At 40.9% G+C, this 26,262-nt stretch carries 18 protein-coding genes; 7 read left to right on the top strand and 11 right to left on the bottom strand.

Annotated features, from left to right (window positions below):
* Positions 1-196: 196 nt before the first annotated feature.
* Positions 197-3,415, bottom strand: coding sequence for an amidohydrolase family protein (locus tag ACRRSQ_RS08460; RefSeq protein WP_440875280.1), 3,219 nt, complete (start codon positions 3,413-3,415; stop codon positions 197-199).
* A gap of 597 nt (positions 3,416-4,012) precedes the next feature.
* On the opposite strand from ACRRSQ_RS08460, the gene plsB reads away from it, so the two are divergent.
* Complete coding sequence (plsB, locus tag ACRRSQ_RS08455) at positions 4,013-6,454, top strand: glycerol-3-phosphate 1-O-acyltransferase PlsB (protein ID WP_440875279.1); 2,442 nt, start codon at positions 4,013-4,015, stop codon at positions 6,452-6,454.
* A gap of 602 nt (positions 6,455-7,056) precedes the next feature.
* Positions 7,057-9,342 (top strand): bifunctional diguanylate cyclase/phosphodiesterase, encoded by a 2,286-nt coding sequence (locus ACRRSQ_RS08450; RefSeq protein ID WP_440875278.1) that lies wholly within the window; start codon positions 7,057-7,059, stop codon positions 9,340-9,342.
* A 91-nt stretch (positions 9,343-9,433) separates the two neighbouring features.
* Here ACRRSQ_RS08450 and ACRRSQ_RS08445 read toward each other — a convergent pair whose 3' ends face one another.
* Positions 9,434-10,426 carry a GGDEF domain-containing protein gene (locus tag ACRRSQ_RS08445; protein ID WP_440875277.1) on the bottom strand — a complete coding sequence of 331 codons (993 nt, stop codon included), beginning with the start codon at positions 10,424-10,426 and terminating at the stop codon, positions 9,434-9,436.
* 227 nt (positions 10,427-10,653) lie between these two features.
* On the opposite strand from ACRRSQ_RS08445, the gene ACRRSQ_RS08440 reads away from it, so the two are divergent.
* Positions 10,654-13,368, top strand: coding sequence for a patatin-like phospholipase family protein (locus ACRRSQ_RS08440; protein WP_440875276.1), 2,715 nt, complete (start codon positions 10,654-10,656; stop codon positions 13,366-13,368).
* A gap of 53 nt (positions 13,369-13,421) precedes the next feature.
* On the top strand, positions 13,422-15,224 hold the full coding sequence (locus ACRRSQ_RS08435) for an oleate hydratase (protein ID WP_440875275.1): 1,803 nt from the start codon (positions 13,422-13,424) through the stop codon (positions 15,222-15,224).
* 605 nt (positions 15,225-15,829) lie between these two features.
* Here ACRRSQ_RS08435 and ACRRSQ_RS08430 read toward each other — a convergent pair.
* The 4 genes from ACRRSQ_RS08430 to ACRRSQ_RS08415 form a co-directional block, all read right to left on the bottom strand.
* Complete coding sequence (locus ACRRSQ_RS08430) at positions 15,830-16,297, bottom strand: hypothetical protein (RefSeq protein ID WP_440875274.1); 468 nt, start codon at positions 16,295-16,297, stop codon at positions 15,830-15,832.
* Positions 16,298-16,400: 103 nt separating this feature from the next.
* Entirely contained in the window at positions 16,401-16,868 is a 468-nt protein-coding gene (locus ACRRSQ_RS08425) for a nuclear transport factor 2 family protein (RefSeq protein ID WP_440875273.1), read from the bottom strand.
* A 228-nt stretch (positions 16,869-17,096) separates the two neighbouring features.
* Complete coding sequence (gene ubiA, locus ACRRSQ_RS08420; RefSeq protein ID WP_440875272.1) at positions 17,097-17,954, bottom strand: 4-hydroxybenzoate octaprenyltransferase; 858 nt, start codon at positions 17,952-17,954, stop codon at positions 17,097-17,099.
* Entirely contained in the window at positions 17,954-18,529 is a 576-nt protein-coding gene (locus ACRRSQ_RS08415; RefSeq protein ID WP_440875271.1) for a chorismate--pyruvate lyase family protein, read from the bottom strand. Before ACRRSQ_RS08415 ends, ubiA begins: the two co-directional genes overlap by 1 nt.
* 661 nt (positions 18,530-19,190) lie before the next feature.
* Here ACRRSQ_RS08415 and ACRRSQ_RS08410 point away from each other — a divergent pair.
* Entirely contained in the window at positions 19,191-19,580 is a 390-nt protein-coding gene (locus tag ACRRSQ_RS08410) for a flagellar basal body-associated protein FliL (protein WP_440875270.1), read from the top strand.
* A 20-nt stretch (positions 19,581-19,600) separates the two neighbouring features.
* On the opposite strand, the gene glpG is transcribed toward ACRRSQ_RS08410, so the two are convergent.
* From glpG to ACRRSQ_RS08385, 5 genes are all read right to left on the bottom strand, one after another.
* Positions 19,601-20,467 (bottom strand): rhomboid family intramembrane serine protease GlpG, encoded by an 867-nt coding sequence (glpG, locus tag ACRRSQ_RS08405; RefSeq protein WP_440875269.1) that lies wholly within the window; start codon positions 20,465-20,467, stop codon positions 19,601-19,603.
* A 12-nt stretch (positions 20,468-20,479) separates the two neighbouring features.
* Positions 20,480-20,812, bottom strand: a complete 333-nt coding sequence (gene glpE, locus ACRRSQ_RS08400) for a thiosulfate sulfurtransferase GlpE (protein ID WP_440875268.1) — start codon at positions 20,810-20,812, stop codon at positions 20,480-20,482.
* A 45-nt stretch (positions 20,813-20,857) separates the two neighbouring features.
* A complete protein-coding gene (gene tdh / locus ACRRSQ_RS08395; protein WP_440875267.1) occupies positions 20,858-21,883 on the bottom strand; it encodes an L-threonine 3-dehydrogenase in 1,026 nt (341 codons plus the stop codon).
* Between the two features lie 9 nt (positions 21,884-21,892).
* On the bottom strand, positions 21,893-23,086 hold the full coding sequence (locus tag ACRRSQ_RS08390) for a glycine C-acetyltransferase (RefSeq protein WP_440875266.1): 1,194 nt from the start codon (positions 23,084-23,086) through the stop codon (positions 21,893-21,895).
* 185 nt (positions 23,087-23,271) lie between these two features.
* Positions 23,272-24,057: a serine aminopeptidase domain-containing protein gene (locus ACRRSQ_RS08385; protein ID WP_440875265.1), complete on the bottom strand. Its 786-nt coding sequence runs from the start codon at positions 24,055-24,057 to the stop codon at positions 23,272-23,274.
* A gap of 139 nt (positions 24,058-24,196) precedes the next feature.
* Between ACRRSQ_RS08385 and waaA the strand changes: the two genes are divergently transcribed.
* Positions 24,197-25,498, top strand: a complete 1,302-nt coding sequence (gene waaA / locus ACRRSQ_RS08380) for a lipid IV(A) 3-deoxy-D-manno-octulosonic acid transferase (RefSeq protein ID WP_440875264.1) — start codon at positions 24,197-24,199, stop codon at positions 25,496-25,498.
* A gap of 16 nt (positions 25,499-25,514) precedes the next feature.
* Positions 25,515-26,258, top strand: a complete 744-nt coding sequence (locus tag ACRRSQ_RS08375; protein WP_440875263.1) for a 3-deoxy-D-manno-octulosonic acid kinase — start codon at positions 25,515-25,517, stop codon at positions 26,256-26,258.
* Positions 26,259-26,262: the final 4 nt, after the last annotated feature.

Genomic DNA, 26,262 nt, shown 5'->3' with positions numbered 1-26,262 from the left:
CGTGCTTCCTTCGACAAGCTCAGGACGAACGGGTGGGTGGAAATAGAGCTAAACCTCCAAAATTTCCGTTCATGCTGAGCTTGTCGAAGTATAGGAAAATATTGAAATTTTTGATGAATCAAAAGGGGTCGGTGACAAACTTGTCACCGACCCCTTTTTAGTCTTTGTTGTACTGTTTTACGTAACGGTTCAGTATTTATTTTTCAAAATAGAACTTGGCGCGTTTGTTATCGTAGTTACCAATTTCATCCATGGTTTGTGCGTTGTATAAACGACCATTGACCATAGTATGAGTAACGCGATCAGATAAACGAATGTCTTTAGTAACATCGCCGTCAACCACGATCATATCCGCCAGTTTTCCTACCGTTAACGAGCCTAAGTCTTTGCTAAGGCCTAACGTTTCAGCTGGGTTCATGGTGGCGGTTCTAATGGCTTCAAGTGGTGTCATGCCACCTTGCGCCATCATCCACATTTCCCAATGCATCGCTAAACCTTCACGTTGGCCGTGGCCGCCCGAGTTAACTTTCACGCCAATATCATTCATTTCTTTCGCCACTTTGGCAACATTAATGTGGTTGTAATGATGATGTGGTGCTTTTGGTCTGCGCATTGAACGCGGGTCTAAAAATTCACTCGGTACATATTTGCTTAATCGTGGATGCTGCCAAACATTGGTGGTGTCGTACCAGAAATTTTCCCCAGATATACCGCCATAAGCAACGCCCATGGTTGGCGTGTAGGCCATGTCAGACTGCGACCATAACTGCTTAATATCGTCGTAAACTTTTGCTGTTGAAATAGAGTGCTCTAAGGTTGTGTGACCATCCACTATCATCGACAGGTTATGTTGTAGTAACGAGCCACCTTCTGGCACTACCATAATGCCCAATTCGCGTGACGCTTGAATGAATTGCTGGCGCTGATTACGACGTGGTTGGTTATAACTTTTGACACTAAATGCACCGGCAGCTTGTAAACGTTCAACGTGAAATTTAGCATCCTCTAAATTATCAACATGTGAGGTGTAACCCGGTACGGTTGCTCCGTATAAAATCGTGCCAGTTGAGAATAAACGTGCGCCAACAATTTTACCGGCTTTTTGCATTTCACTCGCGGCAAAAAATTCAGTGGTGTCGTTTGATGGATCGTGAATACTGGTAACACCTAAGGCTAAGCCTGCGTAGTTTTTCCAGTTTTGCTGAGGAATAATTTCATTACTGCCTTGCGGGCCATGAGCATGAGCATCAATTAAGCCCGGCATCAAGGTTTTACCCGTAATATCAATTACCTTGGCGTCTTCTGGAATAGTGATATCGCCTTTTGTGCCAACCGCGGTAATTTTATTGGCTTTAACAATAACCACACCGTTGTTGATCACGTTATCGCCTTCCATGGTGATCACTTTACCACCAACAAAGGCCACGGTGCCTGATGGAATATCAACTTTTCTCTCAAACGCCAGTGAGGTAACTTTTGGTTCAATTTTGTCGGCTTTGCTGTCGTCAGCTTTGTTTTCAATATCAAACAAGGTGGCGATTGATGCTTGGTAAAGGTTTGCGCCTAAGCTCCAATAAATTTCACTCGACTTACCATTCCAGTTAATGCCTTCGCCTGCTCTTACTGATAGTTGCTTAACAGGTAAGTTTTTAGCGCTTGGACCAATGTTAATCACATCACCCGTTTCAACTAGTGGCGTAACAAATACTTTAAAACGTTCGGCAAATGCTAAGCTTTTTCCGTCAGGGGATACGCGGTATTCGGTGGCAAATTTACCTTGATACAGTTTTTTGTCGTGTTGGCCGTCAATATCAATACGTGAAATGCTTGGGGTTTCACCACTGCGGATCACATAAATGCGATCGTTTCTGGCACCAAAATGCGGTTGTACGCCGCTTTCGGTGATAAGACTTGGCGTACCACCCTTGGCTGATACTTGATAAACACCTGGGTTTAAATCCCACTCTGGCGCCGTAATAAAGCCGCCTTGAGTTTTGCGATAAACAACGGTTTTTCCGTCAGGTGAGAAGCTCGGCTCTATGTATTTGCCCGGCTCTTTTAACAAGGCTTTGCCTTTACCGCCACGCGCTGAAACTACACGGATTTGGCCTTGTTTTTCATCGTTCCATGTGGCGTAAACGATTTTTTTACCGTCGCGTGAAAAGCTTGGGTTAAGTTCAAAATGGTCTTTTTGTTTGGTTAATCGACGCACTTTGCCATCAGGTAATGAACGGGTATAAATATGTCCCATCGACTCAAAAACGACACGCTTGCCGTCTGGCGATACTTTCACGTCGCGTAACATTTTAGTATCGAAACTTTGCTGATCTAAGTTTTGTTCAAAATGTAATGCCGTTTGAATTTGTTTAGTCGTTTTTACGTGAAAAGGAATATCGGTTTTTTTCTTGGTGGCTAAATCAAGTTTGTTGATTTTACCGTCAGCCCAAAATATTAAATTTTCACTGTCTGGCGTCCACGCCATTGTGGTGTATACACCGTGAATCGCCCATGTTTCTTGCATGTCGCGTTCAAGGTTTTCGTAAACTTTGGTTTCTTTACCGCTTTTTAAGTCGTACAAATACAGGTTTGATTGAAAATCGTCTCGCGAAATAAAGGCTAAATATTTGCCATCAGGCGATGGCGTTGGACGAATAGCGCCACCTTTACCTGAAATTACCACGTCAATTTCGCCAGTTTCTAGCTCAAGGCGCTTAATTTTATAAATGCCTTTTTCTGAATCTTTTGAATAATGGAAGGTTTTGCCAGGTGTTGCATCTTGTGAGAAATAAACATACTTGCCGTCATGCGAAAATGCGGGTTCGCCTAAATCTTTTTGCTCATTCGGGCGTTTGGTTAACATCACGCCGCTGCCACCGGTTTTATGATAAAGCCACACTTCACCAGCACCTAAAGAGCGAGAACCTGTGTAGTGCTTACGACCTACTAAGTAGTTACTGTCGGGCGACCATGCAGGGCTATTTAATAAACGAAAGGTTTCTGTGGTTACTGCTTTGGCATTGCTACCATCAACATTCATTATCCATAAGTTATCGCCGCCATTTTCATCAGAGGTATAGGCAATGTATTTACCGTCGGGGCTAAAACGTGGTTGCATTTGCCAAGCAATATCGGTCATTAATGCTGTGGCTTCGCCGCCACTTACCGGCATAGTGTAAATATCACCGAGTAAATCAAATACCAGAGTTTCGCCATCAGGGCTAATATCAACGTTCATCCATGTACCTTGGCGAACATCAATGGCGGCTTCGGTAAATTCACCTTGCGGCGCGTTTACCGACCATTTTGCCGGTTCTTCTGTGTTATCTGCGCTCGCTTTTGCAAATGCTGAGCTGGCAGGTAGCGTCATCAAGGTTGCTAAAACAACGCTTGATAAGGCTGAAAATTTTATTGGCATACTCGAGTACCTTATTAAAATAATGTGAGTGGTTGTTATCTAGATCGTATTGACCTTTGCGGTATAAATTTTGTTCGAATTAAACACGCTTTAGTAAATAAATCATAGAAGTGTAATAAAAGGTAGCCGTTTGCGATAAGTCGTAAAGATTGAGCGTGCGATAACTGTCAAGCAATGTTCACAAGGGGTATTGCAGCAAAGAAAAACAAGTCCTGTCATTTTTATCTCTATGGACGATATGTCTGGTTGAATATTCAGGCTTTGACTAGTTTGAGCGGATGATTGATTTTTAATAAATCCAAGCGGTGAAATAATGATCGCCAATAATATTTTTTAAGTGTGATTGGTTATAGCTTATCTGAAATTCAAGGAAAGCATCATCGCATGTTTTGTCGACAAGAAGTAGAAAAGGCTTGATGAGATTTAGAAAGATGGCAACTCCCTTACTTCGTACCTTCTTTTTTGTCATCGCCCCTGATTTTTTGTTCGATAAGTATTACCGTTCATGGTGAGCCTGTCGAACCACGACAAGCTTCCTTCGACAAGCTCAATACGAGCGGTTAGAATACCGGCATAAATAATTTTGATTAAATTCTTATGTTAGTACTACGTTCATTATTCTATATCTTGCTTAAATTTCCGGTTCGATTGTTGGTACGCTGCAAGGTTATTCCAGATAAATTGCAAGAGTCTATCGTTACTGATGATAAGCAACCTACGTTTTACGTAGTACGTCATCAATCAGCAAGCGACTTACTCGCACTGCAAGCAGTGTGTAAAAAAATGAACCTACCCGACCCGCTTTCTAAGGTCACCGTAGGCGATGAAGCCTTTCCGCGCATTTTTTGTTTAGAAAAACCGACGTCATTATTCTCTCGTCGTAAAGGGAGAAAAACAGTTGCTATTGAACAAGGCTTAGCGGTATTAGAGCAGCATAAAAAATACAATGACATTGACGCGCAGTTGATTCCGGTTAATTTAACCTGGGGACGCGCACCGACGAAAGAAAAAAATAATGCCAACGTAGGTACTATTTTGGCTGATCAAGAATCACCAACGTGGTTACGAAAATTTTTCATCGTTTTGTTTTTAGGGCGCAATACACTAATGCGTTTTAGTGAGCCGTTATCGTTTCGCTATATGGCCGACAAACATGGCAGCGATTTAGCGGGCGCGCAAAAAGTGATGCGTGTTGCACGTTTTCATTTTCATCGCCAAACAATTGCCGCAACGGGCCCTAGGTTGATGCATCGTCAGCAAATGTTTACCGCCCTACTTGCCAATCCATCAATAAAACGTTTATTAGCAGACGAAGCAAAAAGCAAAGGCATTTCTCCAGAGAAAGTGAAAAAACAAGCACTTGCCATTATGGATGAAATAGCCGGTGATTACCGCGACTCTATGGTACGTGTTGGCGAACGTATTTTGCATCGTTTATGGAAACGTTTATACAGCGGTTTGAAGATTAATAACGCCGACGTATTACGTAAAGTTGCCGAAGATGGCCACGAAATTATTTATGTACCTTGTCACCGCAGCCATATGGACTATTTGCTACTGACTTATGTTATTTATCATCAAGGATTAGTGACGCCGCGTATTGCTGCGGGCATTAATTTAAGCTTCTGGCCTGCAGGTCCTATTTTTAGAAAAGCCGGTGCGTTTTTTATACGTCGTACTTTTAAAGGTAATCGCCTTTATTCAACTATTTTTAGAGAATACTTAGGCCTACTATTTGAACGTGGTTATTCGGTTAAATACTATACCGAAGGTGGCCGCAGCCGCACTGGGCGTTTATTACCGCCTAAAACCGGTATGCTAGCCATGACCATTCAAAGTTTATTACGTGGCATAGATAGGCCGCTCACCTTAGTCCCTGTGTATATTGGTTATGAACATGTCATGGAAGTGGGCACCTATCGTAAAGAATTAAGTGGCAGCCAAAAGAAAAATGAGTCTATTTTAGGGGTCTTTAAAGCCATTAAAAATTTACGAAACTATGGTAACGGTTATATCAACTTTGGTGAGCCGATTAATATCAATCAGTTTCTCAATTGCAACGTACCTAACTGGAAGCAAGATATTGACCCTATCGACCCACAAAAACCAACGTGGTTAACCCCTAATGTAAATAAACTTGCTGATCAAGTGATGACCTCGGTTAACGAAGCCGCAGCCCTTAATGCCGTTGCCTTAATCGCCCTTATTTTGCATGCTTCTGAAAATAAAGCCTTACCGCAGGCAGAACTAGAAGCTGAGCTTGATTTTTTCTTGATGATCCAGCGACAAGCGCCATACAGTAAACAACTAACCGTACCTGAAGAGTCTGGTAAAGAACTACTTGCTCATGTTATTGCTTTGAAAAAAGTCACCGTAGACTCAGACAGCTTTGGCACCTTTATTTCACTTAGTCATTCGGCAGCGTTAGAAATGCGCTATTACCGCAATAATATTTTGCATACTTACGTGGTGCCGGCACTTGTTTGTCGTATTTTGTCGCGTAATGCTAAAGTGGCCGAAATTGACTTAGTCACACAAGTACAGCGCATTGTTGCATTGCTGAAAAATGATTTGTTTTTATGGCAAAACGCTGACGATATTGAAACACAAGTTAAACAAGTTACCGCAGCGTTAGCTGACCACGACTATGCCAAAATCAGTAAAGCAGGCTTTTGGTCTATTACCGACAATATGCAGCGTAAAGCTAATATTCGCTCTATGGGTGAATGTATTGACGAAACCATGCAACGTATCGCTATTATCAGCTCGTTAGTGTCTCGCCTTGCCCCTGTTGGTAAAGGCGCGCTTGAGGAAAAAGTGGTTGCTATAGCGAAACGTTTGTCGGTACTAAATAATATTGATGCACCTGAATTTATTGATAAAAAAGCGCAAGCGGGCTTAATTAATACCATGAAAGAACATGCCTATATCGGCGTTGATGAGCAAGGCTTATATGTTGCAAATTCAACCTTAGCCAATGTTAAAGATGTGGTCACTAATTTAGTCGACATTGAAGTATTACAAAGCATCGCACGCTGATTTTATTAGGGCTAGGTTCAGAATAAATTTGGGGTTAGCTTTTAAGCTATCCCCATAAGTAAGCTATTCTCATAAGTAATTTAGCCCTTATCATTTGTTTATTACAATTTTCTAAGTAAACATTCTGTGCCTTCTATTCGCGATTGTTAGTAATTTCGACGATTTTCCCCTTCCCTGTTTGCTCGGTTTTTCATCATAGCTGTTTGGCTGATGTTTTAAATTAGCATGCCGTACGTGCATTTTTGATATCTGCAGTCTAAGTTTTAGTCTTAAATTTTTAAACAACATCAACACACTCTTGCACCTAAGGGGATTTACCTCGTCTTTTCAATTTGACTAACACAGCATTTAAAAAATGTTGGTATATACTTAAAAGACCGTGTTGTTATGAAGATAACAAGGTTGAGCGAAGATAAATAATCGTATCGGCAGAAAATAGCGTGTTACCTTTTTTGCGTTTTTACAATTCACTTAGATATTCAGAATAATTAAATGTTATTGCAATTTTATTATTGAAAGGGAAGTCGTTTCGCTCACGAGACTCTATCAATAAATCACGCAATAACGTTACCTTCTTCTAGGTCGTGCTTTAAGGTTTTTTTATGACAGTGACAGATGGAAAATATATCGACCAGCAGCAAGAAATTGAGCAATTACGCTCTGAACTCGCATTAGCACGAAAAGGCAAAGAAGTCAGCACCCTAGAACTTTATAACAGTGAAGAGCGTTTTGCGTTGGCAATGCGTGGCGCTAGTGATGGTTTGTGGGATTGGAATTTAGAAACAGATGAGGTTTACTACTCGCCGCGTTGGAAGAGTATGCTGGGTTATAAAGAGCATGAGCTGGAAGATCAATTAAGTACATGGGCTGCTATGGTTCACCCAGATGACAAAGACTTTGTATTAGATAAAGCGCAAAAATTTTTATCCAACGAATCTGACTTTTTTGAAGTTGAAATGCGCATGCGACATAAAAAAGGGCATGACATTTTTGTTCGCTCGCGTGCATTTAAAGTTACTCGAGGTTCTAACAACGAAACCGTGCGTTTAATTGGTACACATGTTGATATTACCTGCCAAAAAAAAGCGGAATTATTCGATAAAAGGCATACTCACATTCTAGAAATGATCGCTAAAGGACAACCTGTTGGCGATATTTATAATGAAATTGCCTTAATGTATGAAGAGCGTCACCAAGGTTTACGTTGCTCAATGTTAGAGTTAAATGGCACTCAATTATTGCATGGCGGTGCGCCTAGTCTGCCTGATGAATATTGTAAAGCAGTTCACGGGCTTGAATATGGCCCTGAAATTGGCTCTTGTGGTACATCGACCTACACAGGTAAACGTGTACTGGTTGAAAATATTGCCACGGATCCTAAATGGAAAAACCTAAAAGCAATCGCGCTTCCTTATGGCATGCGAAGTTGTTGGTCTGAACCAATAAAAAGCTCTTCTGGTAAGGTCTTAGGGGCATTTGGTATGTATTACAATCATCCTGCATTGCCTAATGAAGAAGAGTCTAAAGATCTCATTTCAGCAGCGCGCCTTGCTGGTATTGTCATGGAGCGCGAACATAACCAAAAACGTATTCAAGATCTTGCTTATACTGACGAGTTAACACAGCTTTCTAGCCGCACGCATTTTTATTTAAATATTGATGATTTAATCAAAGTTTGTACGCGGAATAAACGTAAGTTTGGCTTGTTATATATTGATTTAGATAACTTTAAAAACGTTAATGACAGCTTAGGGCATGATATTGGTGACTTTTTACTTCAGATTGTCGCACAACGTTTGCAACAAACATGCCGTGAAATTGACTATATTGCAAGGCTTAGTGGTGACGAGTTTTGCATTGCGGTAAATGATGTTGAAAGTGAATACGACACTACTCACGTTGCACAGCGTTGCCTAGCATTAATATCTGAGCCAATTGAATTGGCTGGCAGGAAATTTACCCCTGCTTGTAGCATTGGCATCGCCCATTACCCAGAGAACGGTAATAGTTTACAAAAAATATTAAAAGCTGCTGATACTGCTTTATATGCAGCAAAAGAACTCGGTAAAAATCGATATGCATACTACAACAATGCGTTAACGAAAAAAGCTGAATATCGTTTTAAATTAGAACATGATTTACGGGAAGCAATAGAAAAGCAACAACTGACATTGGTTTACCAACCTAAAGTTGATATTTTAACGGGGAAAATTATTGGTGTTGAAGCGTTATCTCGGTGGAAAAACCCCGATCTTGGTCATATCGAGCCATGCGATTTTATATGTACGGCAGAGCAAATAGGCATGATAAAACCATTAACGGAATGGGTTTTATATACGGCTTGTCATCAAGCGATGTTATGGAAAAAAGCGGGCTTAGCTAGCCTAAGAATGGCCGTGAATATTTCTCCAAGCCATTTTCTTGATAACGACTTAATCCCCTTGGTTGAAAAAGTGATTGCTCAAACAGGAATTTTACCTGCCGATCTTGAATTAGAAGTTACCGAAGGCGTTGTACAAACCAAGCAAGAGAATCTGAAAATTTTTGAACAACTAAAAGCACTTGGTATATTACTAGCAATAGATGATTTTGGTGTCGGTTACTCTTCATTTGCATCACTTAAGCACCTCAATGTGGATTTTCTCAAAATTGATAAATATTTTATTGACGACATGATGGTTGATGAAAAATCAAAATTGTTAGTGAGCTCCATGATAGAAATGGCGCATAACCTCGAACATAAAGTGACTGCCGAGGGCGTTGAAAATGCTGAGCAGTTAGCAGTGCTTACGGCACTTGGTTGCGATACGGTGCAAGGTTATTATTTTGCTAAACCTGTTCCTGCCGAGCAGATTTCGCAATTATTAATTGAGAATTCACTTGGCTGAAAATAACCATAGTGTGACACTCAATTTGTGCGATTTTTATTATAGATTTTGGATGGAATGGCATGGTTAACTGTCATATTTTATGTCTGCTTTATACTGAACCAACTACAACTCTGTTGCGGCCATTATGTTTGGCTTTATATAAGTTCTGATCACACGTTTTCATCCATACTTGCCAGTCTTTCTCGACACCTATACCCGAGACACCAATGCTGACGGTAACCGTGCGATCGGGGATGATTGACAGATTTTCGATATCTTTTCTCATCTTTTCTGCGATCTCGGCACTTTCAGCTTCATTGCTATTACAGATCAAAATTAAAAACTCTTCACCGCCGGTTCTAAAGACTTTGTCTGATTCTCGAAAGTAGCCTTTTAAGAAGGCGCCTAATTGCACTAAAACATTATCGCCAACGTCGTGACCTAATTCGTCATTGATCTGCTTGAAAAAATCAATATCCATACCGATTAGCGTGAAAGCAGTGCCTGTTCTATCCGCTTGGTGAATGGCCTGTGTTAGTGAGTCTTGCAACGATGCTCTATTGTAAAGTCGTGTTAGCGGATCCGTATTAGCTTGTCGACATCGTGCATCATAGAGCTGAGTGATAACGCGAAGGAAGATGGCAGCATAAGCACTGACTAAAATTAGCGTGACGGTAAAGCGTGCGGCTTCATTGGCTTCAAGTAGGTTCCATGCTAGTGGAAGAATGCATACGATCAAGACAATATTTGATATCCATGCTTGGCGCTCAGAGATAACAAAATAAAATAATAATATGGTTGGATAACACCAATAAGTGCCACTGATGCCGACGGTATTGGTTAAGTAAAGTAGGAAAAAAGTCGAGAAAGGACTAAGCAATAAAAATGTATAAATCGGCTTATAGGTTTTTTTGTAGCAGCACCAACTACCTAAAAATAGCGCAAATGCAATGATCAAAGCACCTAAGCCTATTTGCCATTTACCTTGAGAGATATCATAAAGTGCAAAAGGTAAGATCAGGCTGCCGGCGGCGGTAAAAAGCCACAATGTCGATTTAAGTTGAAATTCTGTTTGTTCCGGCGAGATTAATTTATTCGGCATAAAAATTAACGCCTTACATCCTTGAATTGTGGCAATAGAATAATAATTATACGTAGGGTTGTCCAGAACTTAGAGCGCTTTTAAAGCAAGGGAAGTTGAAAAATCAAGCGATGAAAGTATAACCTTGAAAGTAGTTTTTACAGTAAGTGAATGATAGTCTTAACAATGTCTTATTATTTAGATACAAAATCATAATCAATAACCACTCCAAGGACTCAGGAACCGTTATGCCTCAGCTCGATAAAAGCACCGAACAATCTACTGCTATTCCTAACTTTGAACAAGAAGTCCTAAACAGCGAAATTCAAGAAATTCAAAAACGACGCCTGCTCAATAAAGCAGGAGAAGTGATTTGCCGCAATGATTTTGACTGTGTAGATGTTGAACAGTTTTTTGATGATAAAACGCAGCGTTCAGACGCACTTAATAACGCACTTGATGATTTATACAGCGAAGAAAACAATGCCGCTTGGGATAAATGGCAAGCTGAGCTAGACCCAAAAACTACCGCAAACGACCCTATTCGCAAAGGCTTTATCGGCGTAGCCTTCTCCGGCGGCGGCATCCGTTCAGCCACATTTAACTTAGGGGTATTGCAGGCATTAAACTCGATTGGCATCTTCAAATGTGTCGATTACTTATCTACGGTTTCAGGTGGTGGATATATCGGCTCTTGTGTGAGCGCCTTGTATGCCTCAATTGATCAACAAAGCCAACAAATTCAAGACACTAAAAAAGGCGATGGAAGCCAAAAAAATCAGCAAAAGAGCGCAGATAAATCGAGTGATGATGAGCAGTTAGACATAAATAATGACCCGAATAACCTAAGCGTATTTCCATTTGAACATAAACAAGGTGAGCGAGAATCAAGCGTATTTCGCTACCTTAGAAACCATGCTAACTACCTCGCCCCCGGAGGTTTTACTGACACTTTACGCATTCCTGCTATTTTACTTAGAGGCATTATCGTTAATTTCTTGGTTTTACTGCCTTATCTTCTTTTAGCAGCAATTTTAACTGTGTGGTTAATGCCCACGGCTAACCATATCGCGGGTACCGAAATGGTCAATATCTTTGGCCTGTTTGAACTCAGCAGTCGATTCATATTAACCAAATGCCTGATTGGCTTTTTTATCATGGTTATGGCGTTATTCCCGCTGTTTTGGCGCTTTATTGCCTTGAAAAACTCCCAGCGAAGCATGGCTGGCTGGAATCGAAGGGAAAAGATTGGCAAATTCATGTCGGGCTATGTTGTACTTACCGCGATTGTTGCTTTTATTGAACTACAGCCTATCGCTATAAAGTTCATTCATGACCTTGAAACAGAAACTTTTTCTAGTGCCAATATGAGCATGTTAAGCGGCACAATCAGCGCGTTATTAGCGATGTTCTCTAACCATTTACTCCCTAAAATGAACAAGTTTATTGGCGTGTTTTGGGTGTATGTTATTGGCGCGTTAGGATTTGCTACCATGTGGTTAGTGTATCTTGCCTTATGCAGTGCCGCTGTTGATTGGGATGTGGCAAGTCATGAGCTTGTGATTGATAACGCTAATCGTTTTTTTAACGACTATGAACGCCTGCAATTAATTATTATTGCCGCTATTGGTCTTATTATGCTCTATCAATGGCTTAAAAGACGATGCGCTTGTATTAACTTTCAAACCAGTATAGCTTTTACCTGTGCTTTTGCTATGTGTGGCGTGGCGGCATTTGGCTATCATCATTTTATTAATGAAATTCCTATTGCTAAGTTATCTACGGTTGATTTAACTGCCGAGAAGTTAGCGTTATTAGCGCATTATTCAACTATTGGTTTTCTTTTATGGTTGTATGGCCTTGTTTGTGTAGATGTTAACTTTACCAGCATTCACCGTTTTTACCGCGACAAGTTAAGCAATGCTTATATCATTGGCATGAAAAGGAAAAGTGGTAATAAACCTGCGGAGCATTCAAATGACGTTGTGCGCACAGAAGGCGTTAAACTTTCCCAGTTAAATTCATACCGTGCGCCATATCATCTTATCAATAGTTTACTTAATTTAGAGAAAACTACCGAGAGCCATCAAAATGGGCGTCGTGGTGATTTTTTTATTTTCAGTAAAAATTATATCGGTGGTGAAATCACCGGTTACTGCCCCACTAAAAAAATGGAAGCGGTAAGCCGCCATATTGATCTGGCTACCGCTATGGCCATTTCTGGTGCTGCGGCGGCACCAAACGCCGGAAAAGTTACGGTGAAGCCGTTAATATTTATCATGGCGATGCTTAATATTCGATTGAATTACTGGTTGGTGAACCCGGGCAATCTTAATGATAAAAATAGCCGGTTTTATAACTGCATACTGACCCGTGTTGGGCCCGCTTATTTATTTAGAGAACTCTTTGGTAAACCTGATGCTAAACACCACTTTGTTGACTTGTCTGACGGTGGGCATATTGAGAACTTAGGCGTTTATGAATTATTGCGTCGTCAATGTCGCTTGATTATTGCCGGTGATGGTGAAGCGGATAAACAACTGACTTTTCAAGGTTTGTCTGAGTTAATTCGCATGGCGCAAATCGACATGGGCATTAAAATTGAAATGCAGGGCTTAGATGAAATTCGCCGTGGTGAGCAGCATCATGCCATTGGCACCATTCATTATGGTGGCGGACGAATCGGCAAATTAATTTACCTTAAATCATCTTTACTCGGTGACAACAACTTACAAGCGACACTTGGCAAAGAGCAATACACAACATCTGCCGACCGAGATGATAACTCAATGTTCAACAATAATGCCTATATCGCGCATTATAAGGCCAATAATCCCGATTTTCCGCACCAATCTACCGCAGATCAGTTTTTTGATGAAGCACAGTTTGAGTGTTATCGCGCGTTAGGGTATCAAGTGGCGATGAGCTCGTTATCAAAGTCGTCTAATATCAAGCAAGAATAATAATTTTAGTCTCTTAATATAAAAAGCAAAAAAGTCTTAACAAGGAATTTTACATGACAGGTAATTTCAACAAGGTTATCGCCGCTAAAAAAGCAGGCATTGAAAATAAACGCGCTTATCTTGTCGGTGGTGGTATTGCATCGCTAGCGGCGGCAGCGTATTTGATCAGAGATGGCCATATGAAAGGCGATCAAATTACCATTTTAGAACAGCTTGATGTGAATGGCGGTTGTTTAGATGGCAGTGGTAATGCGATTGACGGCTACATTATGCGTGGTGGTCGAGAAATGGAGGCGCACTATGAGTGCACCTGGGATCTGTTCTCCTTCATTCCTGATCTTAAACGTAAAAATACCGATGAAACTTTGACTAACCCAAAACCGGAACTTGTTTCCGACCCTAATAGAACGGTGTTAAAACGCATTCGCGATGTAAACCAGTGGGATCCAAATTCGGCTAAATGTCGACTGATGAGTAACTGCGGTGAACCTGATCGCGACCCTTCATTAGGACTGTCAACACTGCATGTGCTTGAGCTGACTAAATTAACCTTAAAAACCGAAGAAGAATTAGGGGCAACAACCGTTAAAGAATTTTTTTCAGACTCTTATTTTGAAACTAATATGTGGTACTTCTGGACCTCAATGTTTGCGATGGAAACATGGCACTCGGTGGTTGAAATGCGACGTTACATGCAGCGTTTTATGCACTTAATGCCGACGATGAGCAAACTCGAAGATATTTTATTTACTACCTACAACCAATATGAATCTATGGTTTTGCCGCTGCAAATTTGGCTAAAAAATGAAGGTGTTAACTTCGACATGAAAACGCAAGTTAACGACTTAGATATCGATATCGTTAATGGTGAAAAAACGGTAACCGCTATTCACTTGCTACGCGGCACTGCACAAACGAAAGAAACCATCACTACAACAAGCGATGATCTGGTGTTTGTCACTAACGGCTCGATGACGGAAAATTCAAGCCTAGGTAATACCCATGAACCTGCCATTTTGAATCGTGAAGTTGGCGCTTGTTGGAATTTATGGAAAAATATCGCGGCTAAAGATCCGGCCTTTGGCAAGCCTGATGTTTTTTGCTCACAAGTCGATAAAAGTAAATTTCTCTCTTTTACCATTACCGCAACAGACTCACCCATTGCTGATTTATTAAAGCAGTTTACAGGCGTCGACCCATACTCACACCGAGGCGTCACTGGCGGTATTATGACCATTAAAGATTCTAGCTGGCTGATGAGTGCAACCTGTAATCGCCAGCCTCAGTATCGAAGTCAACCGGTGGGTGATTATCAACCTAAACATGACAAAGATGACCCAGACAAAAATGTATTGGCTATTTGGGTATACGGCTTATTCCCTGACAATATTGGTGATTATGTGCAAAAGAAAATGAGTGATTGCACCGGCGAAGAACTACTTACCGAACTACTTTATCATTGGGGCGCAAAAGATCAGATCGACGCTATTATGAAAACGGTGAAAGTTATTCCTTGTATGATGCCGTATATCACCAGTCAGTTTTTACCGCGCGTAAAAGGCGATCGTCCAGAGGTTGTGCCAGAAGGAAGTACCAATCTTGCATTTTTAGGCCAGTTTACTGAAATTCCTGATGATTGTGTTTTTACCGTTGAGTACTCGGTGCGCTCTGCCATTATGGCGGTGTACAAATTGTTGGGCATCACCGACAAATCTGTGCCAGATGTATACGATTCCAAAGACAATGTGAATACCATTATCAAAGCCAGTGAAACCATGTATAACGGCAGTATTCCCGGCGAGCATTTATTAAGCCATTTACTCAAAGGCACAAGTTTGAGTGGTTTGTTTAAATAACACTAGGTAGCAAATAATAGTGTAAAAGAGCTTAAAAGGGTCGGTGACATTGTGAAAAGTTGCGAATATCGCGATTTTGTTGCTTCTTTTTTGTCACCGACCCCGGTTTTCTTGTTTTCATCGCAAACTCCCTTTGACTGCTTCTCGCTTCCTTCGACAGGCTTCCTTCGACTGCTTCGCGCTCAGGACGAACGGGTTTGTGTAGTGCTGAGTTTAGATGAAATAATTTCCGTTCGTGCTGAGCTTGTCGAAGTATAGGAAATTATTGCTATTTTTTTTAATGAAAAAAGAGGGGCAAAAGCAAAGAGGCGGTCACATTTAGAAAAGTAGCCATCTCCGCATACGTAGTTCCTGCTTTTGTGTCATCGACCCGGTTTTCTTGTTTTCATCACAGGCTCCCTTCGACTGCTTTGCGCTTCCTTCGAGAGGCTTCCTTCGACTGCTTCGCGCTCAGGACGAACGGGTTTGTGTTGTGCTGCGTTTAATTGAAATAATTTCTGTTCGTGCTGAGCTTGTCGAAGTATAGGAAATTATTGATATTTTTCTTTTTTGTCACCGACTCTGGTTTTGTTAAATGACTCTTTTTGTGCAAGCGCCTTGTCTGTTTATTTTAATTTAAAGCTGTCGACTACCGACATTAATTGTTGCTTATTCGATTCCCAGTTCTGTTCGATATCTGTTGCGGTAACTAGGTAAACAAAATCACCAGATTTTACTGCTTTTGCGTACCAATGAAGATTTTGACCTTGTAAAGCACCTTTATACTCAAAAAAAGACGTATCACCTTCTTCTCGGCTCGCTATTTTTGTTATGCCCATTTGTTCAAATTGACCAAACGATAACGCCATGTATTCAGCCATAGTGCCAGGGTACGGCTGAATTTGAACATTTACATTGGCTGAAAAACCATTTTGAGCCGGCAATAACATTTGCAGAGGCTGACCTCCTGCGGCTGTCGCGGGTGCATCTAAACTATCAATGGTAAAACCTGCATTTGAAAAATCTAAAGTACCAGCCTGAGCTGATGTAAATGCTAATATCGATGAAAGGAGTAATCCTTGTAATGTTTTCATATCGTTTCCTGTAAAAATAACGCCCAATACTGAGCAAATAATTGTTTGGTTACGCATCAAAATAGAACGCTTATGTATCTTTAGAGCGCTTTTTAAGTGAGTTTTATTCGTGATATTTACGAATTACGGCGACCTTACCGTTCTCAATTTCTAAGACTTCCATTATGGTTTGAGAATATTCGATTGGTTGATTATTTTGAGGGTGAATACCTTTAGCGTATTTTTTATATCTGATAGCTATTGCAGAGTTGTTAAAGGTAAATACGTCTAATAACTCTGCTTGGTATTTTGTATGAGCCCCTAAATAAAAAGTCATGCCTTTTCGCATATCCTGTTTACCGCTAGGCAAGCGGGAGTCATCTGTAACCCAAGGTAAGTGAGAATGTCCAACATCGTCAGTTAATAATGCTAGATATGCTTCCAACTCTTTTGAGGTGGCGTGAGGTCGTTGGGTTGAAACCATTTTATCGAAATACAGGCTGGCAAACGCGTTAAGGTCTATTTTTGAATCATTTGCTAATATCGAATGAGAAAATAAAATAGTAAATAACAGTATTATAACGTTTTTCATAAAAACTCCTTTTAACATTTCCACAATTTTTTTTCTTGTTCTATTGTCTATCCTAAGGTTTTGGTTTTAGATTCTCAATGACTTCAGCACGAATAGACAAGGGGTCGGTGACATTTAAAAAAATTGCGAACCCCACTCACTTTTTTCCTCTTCTTTGTCACCGACCCCACTTTCATCACAATCTCACAACAAGTAGGGCTTTCGGCTATTTTTAAGAGAGTTTTGAAGTTATAGGTACTCTATAAAAATACCAATAAAGATGATCATGCCTACCCAGTGGTTGTGTAAAAAGGCTTTAAAACATGGGTCTCGTTCTCGACCTGCGATTAGTATTTGTTGGTAGGTGAATAAACCTGCCGCAATAACCAAACTAAGTTGATAAGGCCAGCCAAATGCTTGCAGTTCACCAACGGTCCACAATAAACCTAAGCTCAATAGTTGTAACAAGCCGATAATGCGTTTGTCGTGTTCGCCAAATAAAATTGCGGTAGATTTAACGCCAATTTTTATATCGTCGTCTCGGTCAACCATGGCGTACATGGTATCGTAAGCGACGGTCCATAATAGGTTTGCGGCAAATAATAACCAAGCGACTAACGGAATGTCGCCTTTGGCTTGGGCAAATGCCATGATCATGCCCCAGCTAAATGCCATGCCTAAAACAAATTGTGGCATATGCGTATAGCGCTTCATAAATGGATATAACATGGCAAGCGCGACGGCAATAAATGACAGCTGAATGGTAAAAATACTTAAGCTAAGCACTAATACCAAGGCACAGGCAATTAAAGTGAAAAACAACACTAAGGCTTCAGGTACGGTAATCGCACCTGAAACTAATGGTCTTGCGTTGGTGCGCTTAACCAAACCATCTACCTTTCTGTCGGCAAAGTCGTTAATGACACAACCTGCACTGCGCATAATAAATACGCCTAAGGTAAACACTACCAATAAATGCACACTTGGCCAGCCGTCTGCAGCTATCCATAGCGCCCAATAGGTCGGCCATAACAGTAAATAAGTACCAATGGGTTTGTCCATACGAGTAATTTGTATAATGGCTTGCCATTTATTTTGCAGTGTCATTATTGTTCGCTTGAGGTTGAATAGGCAAAGGCATTGGGCAGAAAAATTTCAGCGACCATAACAGGCTTTTGCGCAAGTACAAATACCGAGCGTCGTCCCCATAATGGCTTTTCAACATTTAAATCTAAATAGCGGCTTAAATCTGCGACGCTAGAGCTGCTATCAAAACTGGAAATTTCAATGCATTTACGGGTTAAATCGGGGTGATTAAACAAAACTTGTCCTAACGATTGCGTGCCTAAATGTGCTAACTGTTGCTGCTCGCCAGTTAAGCTGCTCAGTGGCATAAGACTGCGCGCAAACACTTGTGGAATATCGTCGCAATATAATAAGACTTCGCGCACTAATACTTGTTCGCCAGCGTCAATATCGTTATTGGCTTCTTCGGCCGAGCAAGGCTCGATGCTTTGTCCTAATACTTGAACCTTAAATTGCTGACAGTGTGTTTTTAACCGTGCGGTAAGAGAATTAGGATCAAGTAACCAATCAAGCAATGAAGCATCAACACTGCAGTGCTGTGGGTGTTGCCAATGGGTATTCATGGTGACTGGAAAAAGTGGGTGTTGCTGGCTCATGTAAAATCATAGGTTGTTTTAATCCGCTTTATGATACATGACTTTTATTGAAAATTTTTAATAAATTGACGCCTATTACGATTTTGTTTGTTGCTAGAGCGTGTTGACCTTTAGTGTATGTTTTTGCAGTGAATTGTTTGCCATTTATACAAGGCAGAGCGATTGTCGTGTAGTTATTCTACATAAATGAGTGATCACGCAGTAGAAATGGCAAACAAACGCTGTCCGAAGGATCCATTTAAACGCTTCCTGCTCTTTGTTACTAACTTTAGACGTACGACTCAAGGGATTGAGGAGGTAGGGCGACGTTTGGAACCAAAGCCGAGAGCCACTATGCCTTCAAGTTAGTGCCGCGATCAGAAAGCGTTTAAATTGGACAAAATCCATACCACAAAGATCAACACGCTCTAATTATTTTTCACAAAATGTGACTGTTTTTGATGCGCAGCATTTAGTGCTATTGTCGAGCTGTCGTTTGAATTTTGGCTGATTTGGCTCTAATTTATCAACAGCCCGTTTAAAAATAATCAGTTAAAACTACTTTAGAAAACCACTAAATTGTCGATATAAGAGCAGGTTTTAGTTATCAAATTTTGCCATTTCAGGTTATGATTAAGCCAGCTTTGGTTTTTTTCTTTACGTATTTAAGAGTATTTTTTCGATGATCAAAAAAATAACGTTAATCGTTTTATTCATCTTTTTATCACAAAGCAAAACGTCGCTAGCGGCCGATTACGCTTACTTTGGTTTTGAACCTGAGATCATTACCAATTACGTCGCCGTGAAAAAGAAAATGGGTTATGTGCGTTTAACGGTTGAGTTGATGATTGAAGATGCCAACAATTACGATGTTGTTGAACATCACTCGCCATTATTACGCGATGCCATTATCGATATTATTGGTCAGCAATCGGAAGCGAAAGTGAAATCAATTAATGGCCGTTATGAAATACAACGTTTGTGTGAAGAAAAAGTCAAAAGTTTATTAACCAAAGAAACTGGCCAACCATTGGTTAAAAAGCTGTTATTTACCCAATGGTTAGACAATTAATTTTTGCTATTACTACTTTCCTAGCGGTTATTTTGCGCTAACTGTAGCGTTGTTAGCCAAGCGAGCAAACAGCCGCTAACCAAGCCAAGTAAATGTGCAGTATTTGCCATATTTACTGGTAACAATTCAGCAAAGCCAAGCATCATCCACAACAATAAAATACCGACAATAGGTTTGGTAATGGTTAGCCCAACTTGTGGTCTTAGCCATTGCATCCACCAGACATAACCTACCAAGGCATATACCACGCCAGATAAGCCGCCAAAATTTGGCCCTGACACTAAATACTGGCCAACATTTGACACTATGGCTGAAAAAACAAAGATCAGTAGCAGGGTCTTAGCACCGAGTTTATTTTCTATATTGCCGCCAAGTTGCCACCACCACATGGTGTTAAAGACAATATGTAGCCAAGAAAAGTGAAAAATCGCGGGCCCTAAAATGCGCAGTGGCTCACTCAAAAAACTGCTCATGGAAAAGTGTGGGTAAAACTGCAAGGCATGAAACAAGCTATTGCCCCAACCTAACATGCTGGCAATAAACACCAACCAACAAGCACTAAAAATCACTAAAGTGACAATACCTGCATGGGCGAGAAATTGCTTTTTAAAACTCGTCAGTAATGACGGTGTGTGCTGAGTAACCTCGTTTACTTGCCCATGCTGCCATGCCGCTTGTTGATATTTTTCATGGTAAGGCTGCGCGATAAATTGCTCAAATTCATCTTTTGCTTGGTCAATTTTGTCGCTGTCACAATAAACAATGAATTCGCCGTCAATGGTTTCGGTTTTTGCTTCAATATTAATGCTTTGTAAATAGTCGGCAAAAATTAAGGCGATGTTGTGTTGCCCAACTTTTACCAGTGGCTGTAACGATATATTATTCATTGAAGCCGCCAATTACTTAGCGATATCGTTAGGGTAAAGCGCTTGCCATTGAGTAAAGCCACCGTCGAGCGAATAGACGTCGGTGAAGTCTTGGCTAATTAAAAATTGTGCAGCTTGCTGGCTAGAAATGCCATGATAACAACACACTACAGTTGGTGCGTCGAAATCTGCATCACGTAAAAAATCGCCAATCGAGTCGTTAGATAAATGGTTTGAATGTGGAATGCTGCCTTGTTCAAACGAGTTTGGATCACGAATGTCGACAACAACATATTTCCCTTGCTCTAGACTTTCGTGCAATTGTTCTACTGATAGGTGTTTAAAAGTTACTTCATTGTTTGACATTTAATCGCCCTGCATAGCGCCCTAGCTTTAGGGCGCATAATCGTTTTATTCCCAATTCAGGATAACTTTTCCTGATTGACCAGAACGCATAATATCAAATCCTTGTTGAAAATCATCCACAGAATAATGATGGGTAATAATTGGTGACAAATCTAAGCCAGATTGGATCAAACTTGCCATCTTGTACCAAGTTTCAAACATTTCTCTACCGTAAATGCCTTTAATGGTTAAGCCTTTAAAAATAACTTGGCTCCAGTCGATCGCCATATCGTTACCTGGAATACCTAACATGGCAATTTTTCCGCCGTTGTTCATATTCGCTAACATGTCGGTGAACGCCATCGGTACGCCAGACATTTCCATGCCAACGTCGAACCCTTCGGTCATACCTAGGTCTTTCATTACATCGGCTAAGTTTTCTTGGCTAACATTTACTGCGCGCGTTGCGCCCATTTTTCGGGCGAGATCAAGGCGGTATTCATTGACGTCGGTAACTACAACGTGACGAGCGCCAACATGTTTTGCTACCGCTGCTGCCATAATACCAATGGGACCAGCGCCGGTAATTAATACGTCTTCACCGACTAAATCAAAAGAAAGCGCGGTATGTACCGCATTGCCAAACGGGTCAAATATAGCGGCTAAATCATCTGAAATTTCATCAGGTAATTTAAAGGCGTTATAGGCGGGGATCACCAAGTATTCGGCGAAACTACCCGCACGATCAACGCCAACGCCAACCGTATTGCGACATAAATGCGTACGACCACCACGACAGTTTCGGCAATGACCACAGGTAATGTGCCCTTCACCTGATACCCGATCACCAATTTCAAAACCTTTAACTTCTTGACCAATGCCGACCACTTCACCGGCATATTCATGACCCACGACCATAGGTACTGGAATGGTTTTTTGCGCCCAGTCGTCCCAGTTATAAATATGAATATCGGTACCACAAATGGCGGTTTTTTTAATTTTGATCAGTAAGTCGTTATGACCTAATTCAGGCTTTTCAGTTTCTTGTAGCCAAATGCCCTCTTCGGCTTTTAATTTAACTAATGACTTCATGATAAACCTCTAAATTACGGCCATTTCTTTACCTATACGGGTAAAGGCTTCAATGGCGGTGTCTAGTTGCTCGCGTGTGTGTGCGGCTGAAATTTGAGTACGAATACGTGCTTGGCCTTTTGGCACAACCGGAAATGAGAACCCGATCACATAAATACCTTCAGCTAATAATCGATTCGCCATTTCGCTTGCCACTTTGGCATCGCCTAACATAACTGGCACAATAGCGTGATCGGCACCGGCACAAGTAAAACCTGCCGCTTCCATATTGCTGCGGAAATAACTGGCGTTATCTTTTAATGTTTTGCGTAAGTTGCCGCCATCAGCTAATAACTCAAGTACTTTGATTGACGCGTTTACAATGGCTGGTGCTAGTGAGTTTGAAAATAAATACGGACGTGAACGTTGGCGTAACCATTCAACCACTTCTTTTTTCGCAGCAGTATAACCGCCTGATGCGCCGCCCATGGCTTTACCTAAGGTGCCGGTAATAATATCAATGCGATCGATTACGCCACAGTGCTCGTGCGAGCCACGACCTTGTTCACCAACAAATCCAACGGCGTGAGAATCATCAACCATGACCAGTGCATTGTATTTGTCTGCTAAGTCACAAATGCCTTTAAGGTTGGCGATGACGCCGTCCATTGAAAATACGCCGTCGGTGGCGATAAGTTTGGTTTTTGCGCCTGCTTCATCAGCGGCAATTAAACATTTTTCTAATTCAGCCATATCGTTGTTGGCATAACGGAAACGTTTGGCTTTACATAAACGTACGCCATCGATAATAGAGGCGTGGTTTAGTGCGTCGCTGATAATGGCGTCTTCTGGGCCTAATAACGTTTCAAATAAGCCAGCGTTGGCGTCAAAACATGAAGAGTACAAAATAGTATCTTCCATGCCTAAAAATTCACTTAAACCTTGCTCTAAGGTTTTATGAATATCTTGCGTACCGCAAATAAAACGCACCGACGCCATGCCAAAACCATGCTCGTCTAAGCCTTGTTTTGCCGCGGCAATTAATGCCGGATGATTGGCTAAACCAAGGTAGTTATTGGCACAAAAGTTAACGACTTTGTCGCCAGAGTTAACATCAATTTGTGCTTGTTGTGCACTTGTGATCACACGCTCGGCTTTGTATAAGCCTTCGTTTTTAATTTCTTCGATTTGTGAACGAATATTTTGATAAAAGTTTGACGACATAATCACCTCGTTGGCAGTGAAAGTATAAAATCAAGTGATGTTTTAAATATCAATATTCATCACTTTCCTAGAATTATATCTGTATTAAAGCAGAATTTTCGCATATTGTACGCAAATATCCGATTAGGTACACAGTGTTTTATAAAACCTAGTTAAAAAGTGTACAGTTTAACTTCCAGTTAGCTTTACTGTCGTCCATCTAGCGATTTAGTTTTTAACCAAATGGCAATGTCTTGCGCTATTTCAGGGTAACGTCGCAAAATAGAATAAGCAGAACGGTCACCTTTAATGGATTGAAATTTCGAATTTTTATCACCATTCCACTTAAACAGTTCATCAGCAGTATTGTAACTGTCGGTACTGTGGGTTGAGGCGATAAAGTAAACTGGAAAGTCGAGTAAATTTTTATAACGCTCTTTATCCATTTCACTCATTTGTGGCGTGAGCGCAACTAAGGCATTTATACGCATTCTTTCGGCTAACGCCACAGCTTGTTCAATGGCGCAATCTATTGCGATCACCGAAATTCCCCGATTTTTACTAATTTTGTCAGCCAAATATTGATGAGCGGCAAAAACATCGCCATTCCAAAACATGGTAATTTTCATCATTTCAGCTTGATAGCCAATAATATCTTGCGCTTGTTGTTTAATGCTTCGTTGTGAAAATTTTTCGCTAACACTAGCGCCGTAGCCGCGATAATCAAGTGCTAAAGCGTGCATGTTATGTTGTGCTAAGGTCTTGCCCAAATCAGTGAATACTTGGCGCGAATTGCTACAACCGTGTAATAACAGCACCCCTGCACTTTTGCTGTCGCCAGCAAAATAATCTGCCATTAATGGGAAATTATCTTTAGTGGGAATGGTGACTTCTTGTGGGTCAAGCGCAATGGTTAGTGTTTGTTGAGCGTGCAACGTAAACGATGAAACTGAAACCAAAATGGTGATGACTAATAACATCAAACCTTGCATAGCGACATATTTCCTTAGTGACAAATCTTTGGGCTAAATTTTGTGCTTAATTAATGACCTTAACACGAATTACGCGAAGTTTTTATTAATCTGTTGAGCTTTGCTATACTCGCGATACTCTAATTACGTGCGTACTGCTGTGAAATCATTTCTCTGTTTATTACTTTATCGGCTTATTATTTTTCTTTTGCTGCCCGTGGTATTACTGCTACTGATAGTGCGCTCGAAAAATAACCCGTTATACCGACAAAGATTAGCAGAGCGATTGGGCTTTTTACCAAAACATTTTCAAAAAGGCGGTATTGTTGTGCATGCCGCAAGTGTTGGTGAAGTATTAGCGCTAAAACCTTTTGTTGAAAAGCTACTGGTGGCTATTCCTGAACTGCCGGTCACCTTCACCACTTTTACCCCAACTGGCTCTGCACAGGTTGAAAAACTTTTCGGACAGCGGGTGCAGCATTGTTATTTTCCTCTCGATATTTATTTTTGCAGTAAGTGGTTTTTAAAGGCATTAGCGCCTAAAGCTATGGTGTTTATGGAAACTGAGTTGTGGCCCAATACCATCGCTCTTGCCAAACAACAGCAGTGTCGTTTATTGCTCGTTAATGGTCGCTTGTCGGCTCATTCAATTAAAAGCTATCAAAAACTGGCTTGGTTAATTACACCTGCGGTGCAAAGCTTCGATTATATTTATACTCAAAGCCAAGAGAATTTAGACAACTATTTAGCCTTAGGCGCTAAGCCATTAGCCAGTTCAGTTTCAGGTAATTTGAAATATGATCTAAGCGTTAACGATGAGGTACTGAATAAACAAATGGAGCTGAGTCAGTTTTTGCCGTTTGATCGTAAATTGTGGATGATTGCCAGTACACACAGCGGTGATGAAAAAATTGCGTTGGCAGCGCATCAGCAGTTGTTAAAACAGTATCCGGATTTATTGTTAGTGATTGTGCCTCGTCACCCTGAACGTTTTGAACAAGTGGTTAAACTGGCGAAAAATCAACATTTTTCAGTTGGCCAACGAAGCTTAAAACAAAGCGTGACTAGCGATGATCAAGTTTGGGTATTAGACTCGCTTGGGGAATTAATGGCGATGTTTTCGTTAGCGTCTATTGTGGTCATGGGCGGCAGTTTTTCCACTATTGGCGGCCATAACCCGTTAGAGCCAGCGCTGTTTAAAAAACCGATTATAGTCGGTAGCGACATGAGCAACTTTAATGAAATTATGCAGCAGTTAACGCAAGTTGACGGCATTATTGCGCTTAACAATGAGCAGAGCGCAATTGAGCAATTAGTGAGTCATGTTAGTGCGTTAATTGAAAATGAACACCGTGGTGTAACACTTGGTCAAAATGCTTATCAGGTGATCACCGCAAATCAGGGCGCAAGCGATAAAAGTGTTGAAAAATTACAACATTTAGTCAACTCAGCGGTTATTTAAAAGTGATGGTTTTATTTTGACAACAGACAAAAATACAGCGACTAGCCCTATTATTCACACTAAGCACAATAACGTCTTTTGTCTGCATAATCAGCAGCTCATTGAACATTTTGAGCCTGAAATGTTATCTAGCCAATACTGGTTAGCTAAGCAGCAAGTTGTTGGCCAAGCCCATGGTCGAGGCATCACCTATTTTATTGAAACCGCCCAACAAAATCAGTGGGTATTGCGTCATTATTACCGTGGTGGTTTGATCGGTAAGCTTATTAACGACAGTTATTTTTTTAGCTCGCTTGCGGCTACTCGTGCCTTTGCAGAGTTTAATTTATTAACCTTAATGCACGATAAAGGACTGCCAGCGCCTAAACCTGTTGCCTGTCGTGTGGTAAAAAACGGGTTAACTTATCAAGCCGATTTACTGAGCTCACGTATTGAAAACGCACAAGACTTGGTTGGCGTGTTGTCTAAGCAAAGCTTGTCAGCCGAGCAATGGCAAAATGTTGGGCAGGTTATCGCAAGTTTTCACCAACAAGGCATTTACCACCATGATTTGAACGCGCACAATATTCTGCTCGATAGCCAAGATAAAGTTTGGTTAATCGATTTTGATCGTGGTGAGCAACGTAACGTTGATATTAAGTGGCAACAAGCAAATTTAGCACGCTTGTTGCGCTCATTTGAGAAAGAACATGGGAAAATTGCCAATTTTCATTGGCAAAAGAGTCACTGGCAACAGTTAATGGCTGGTTATAATCGCTAAGCTT

Source organism: Thalassotalea sp. PLHSN55 (assembly GCF_052030545.1).
Taxonomy (GTDB): Bacteria; Pseudomonadota; Gammaproteobacteria; order Enterobacterales; family Alteromonadaceae; genus CANMXU01.
Note: the sequence above shows the minus strand (reverse complement) of the source record. Positions and strands in the feature narration are given on the sequence as shown.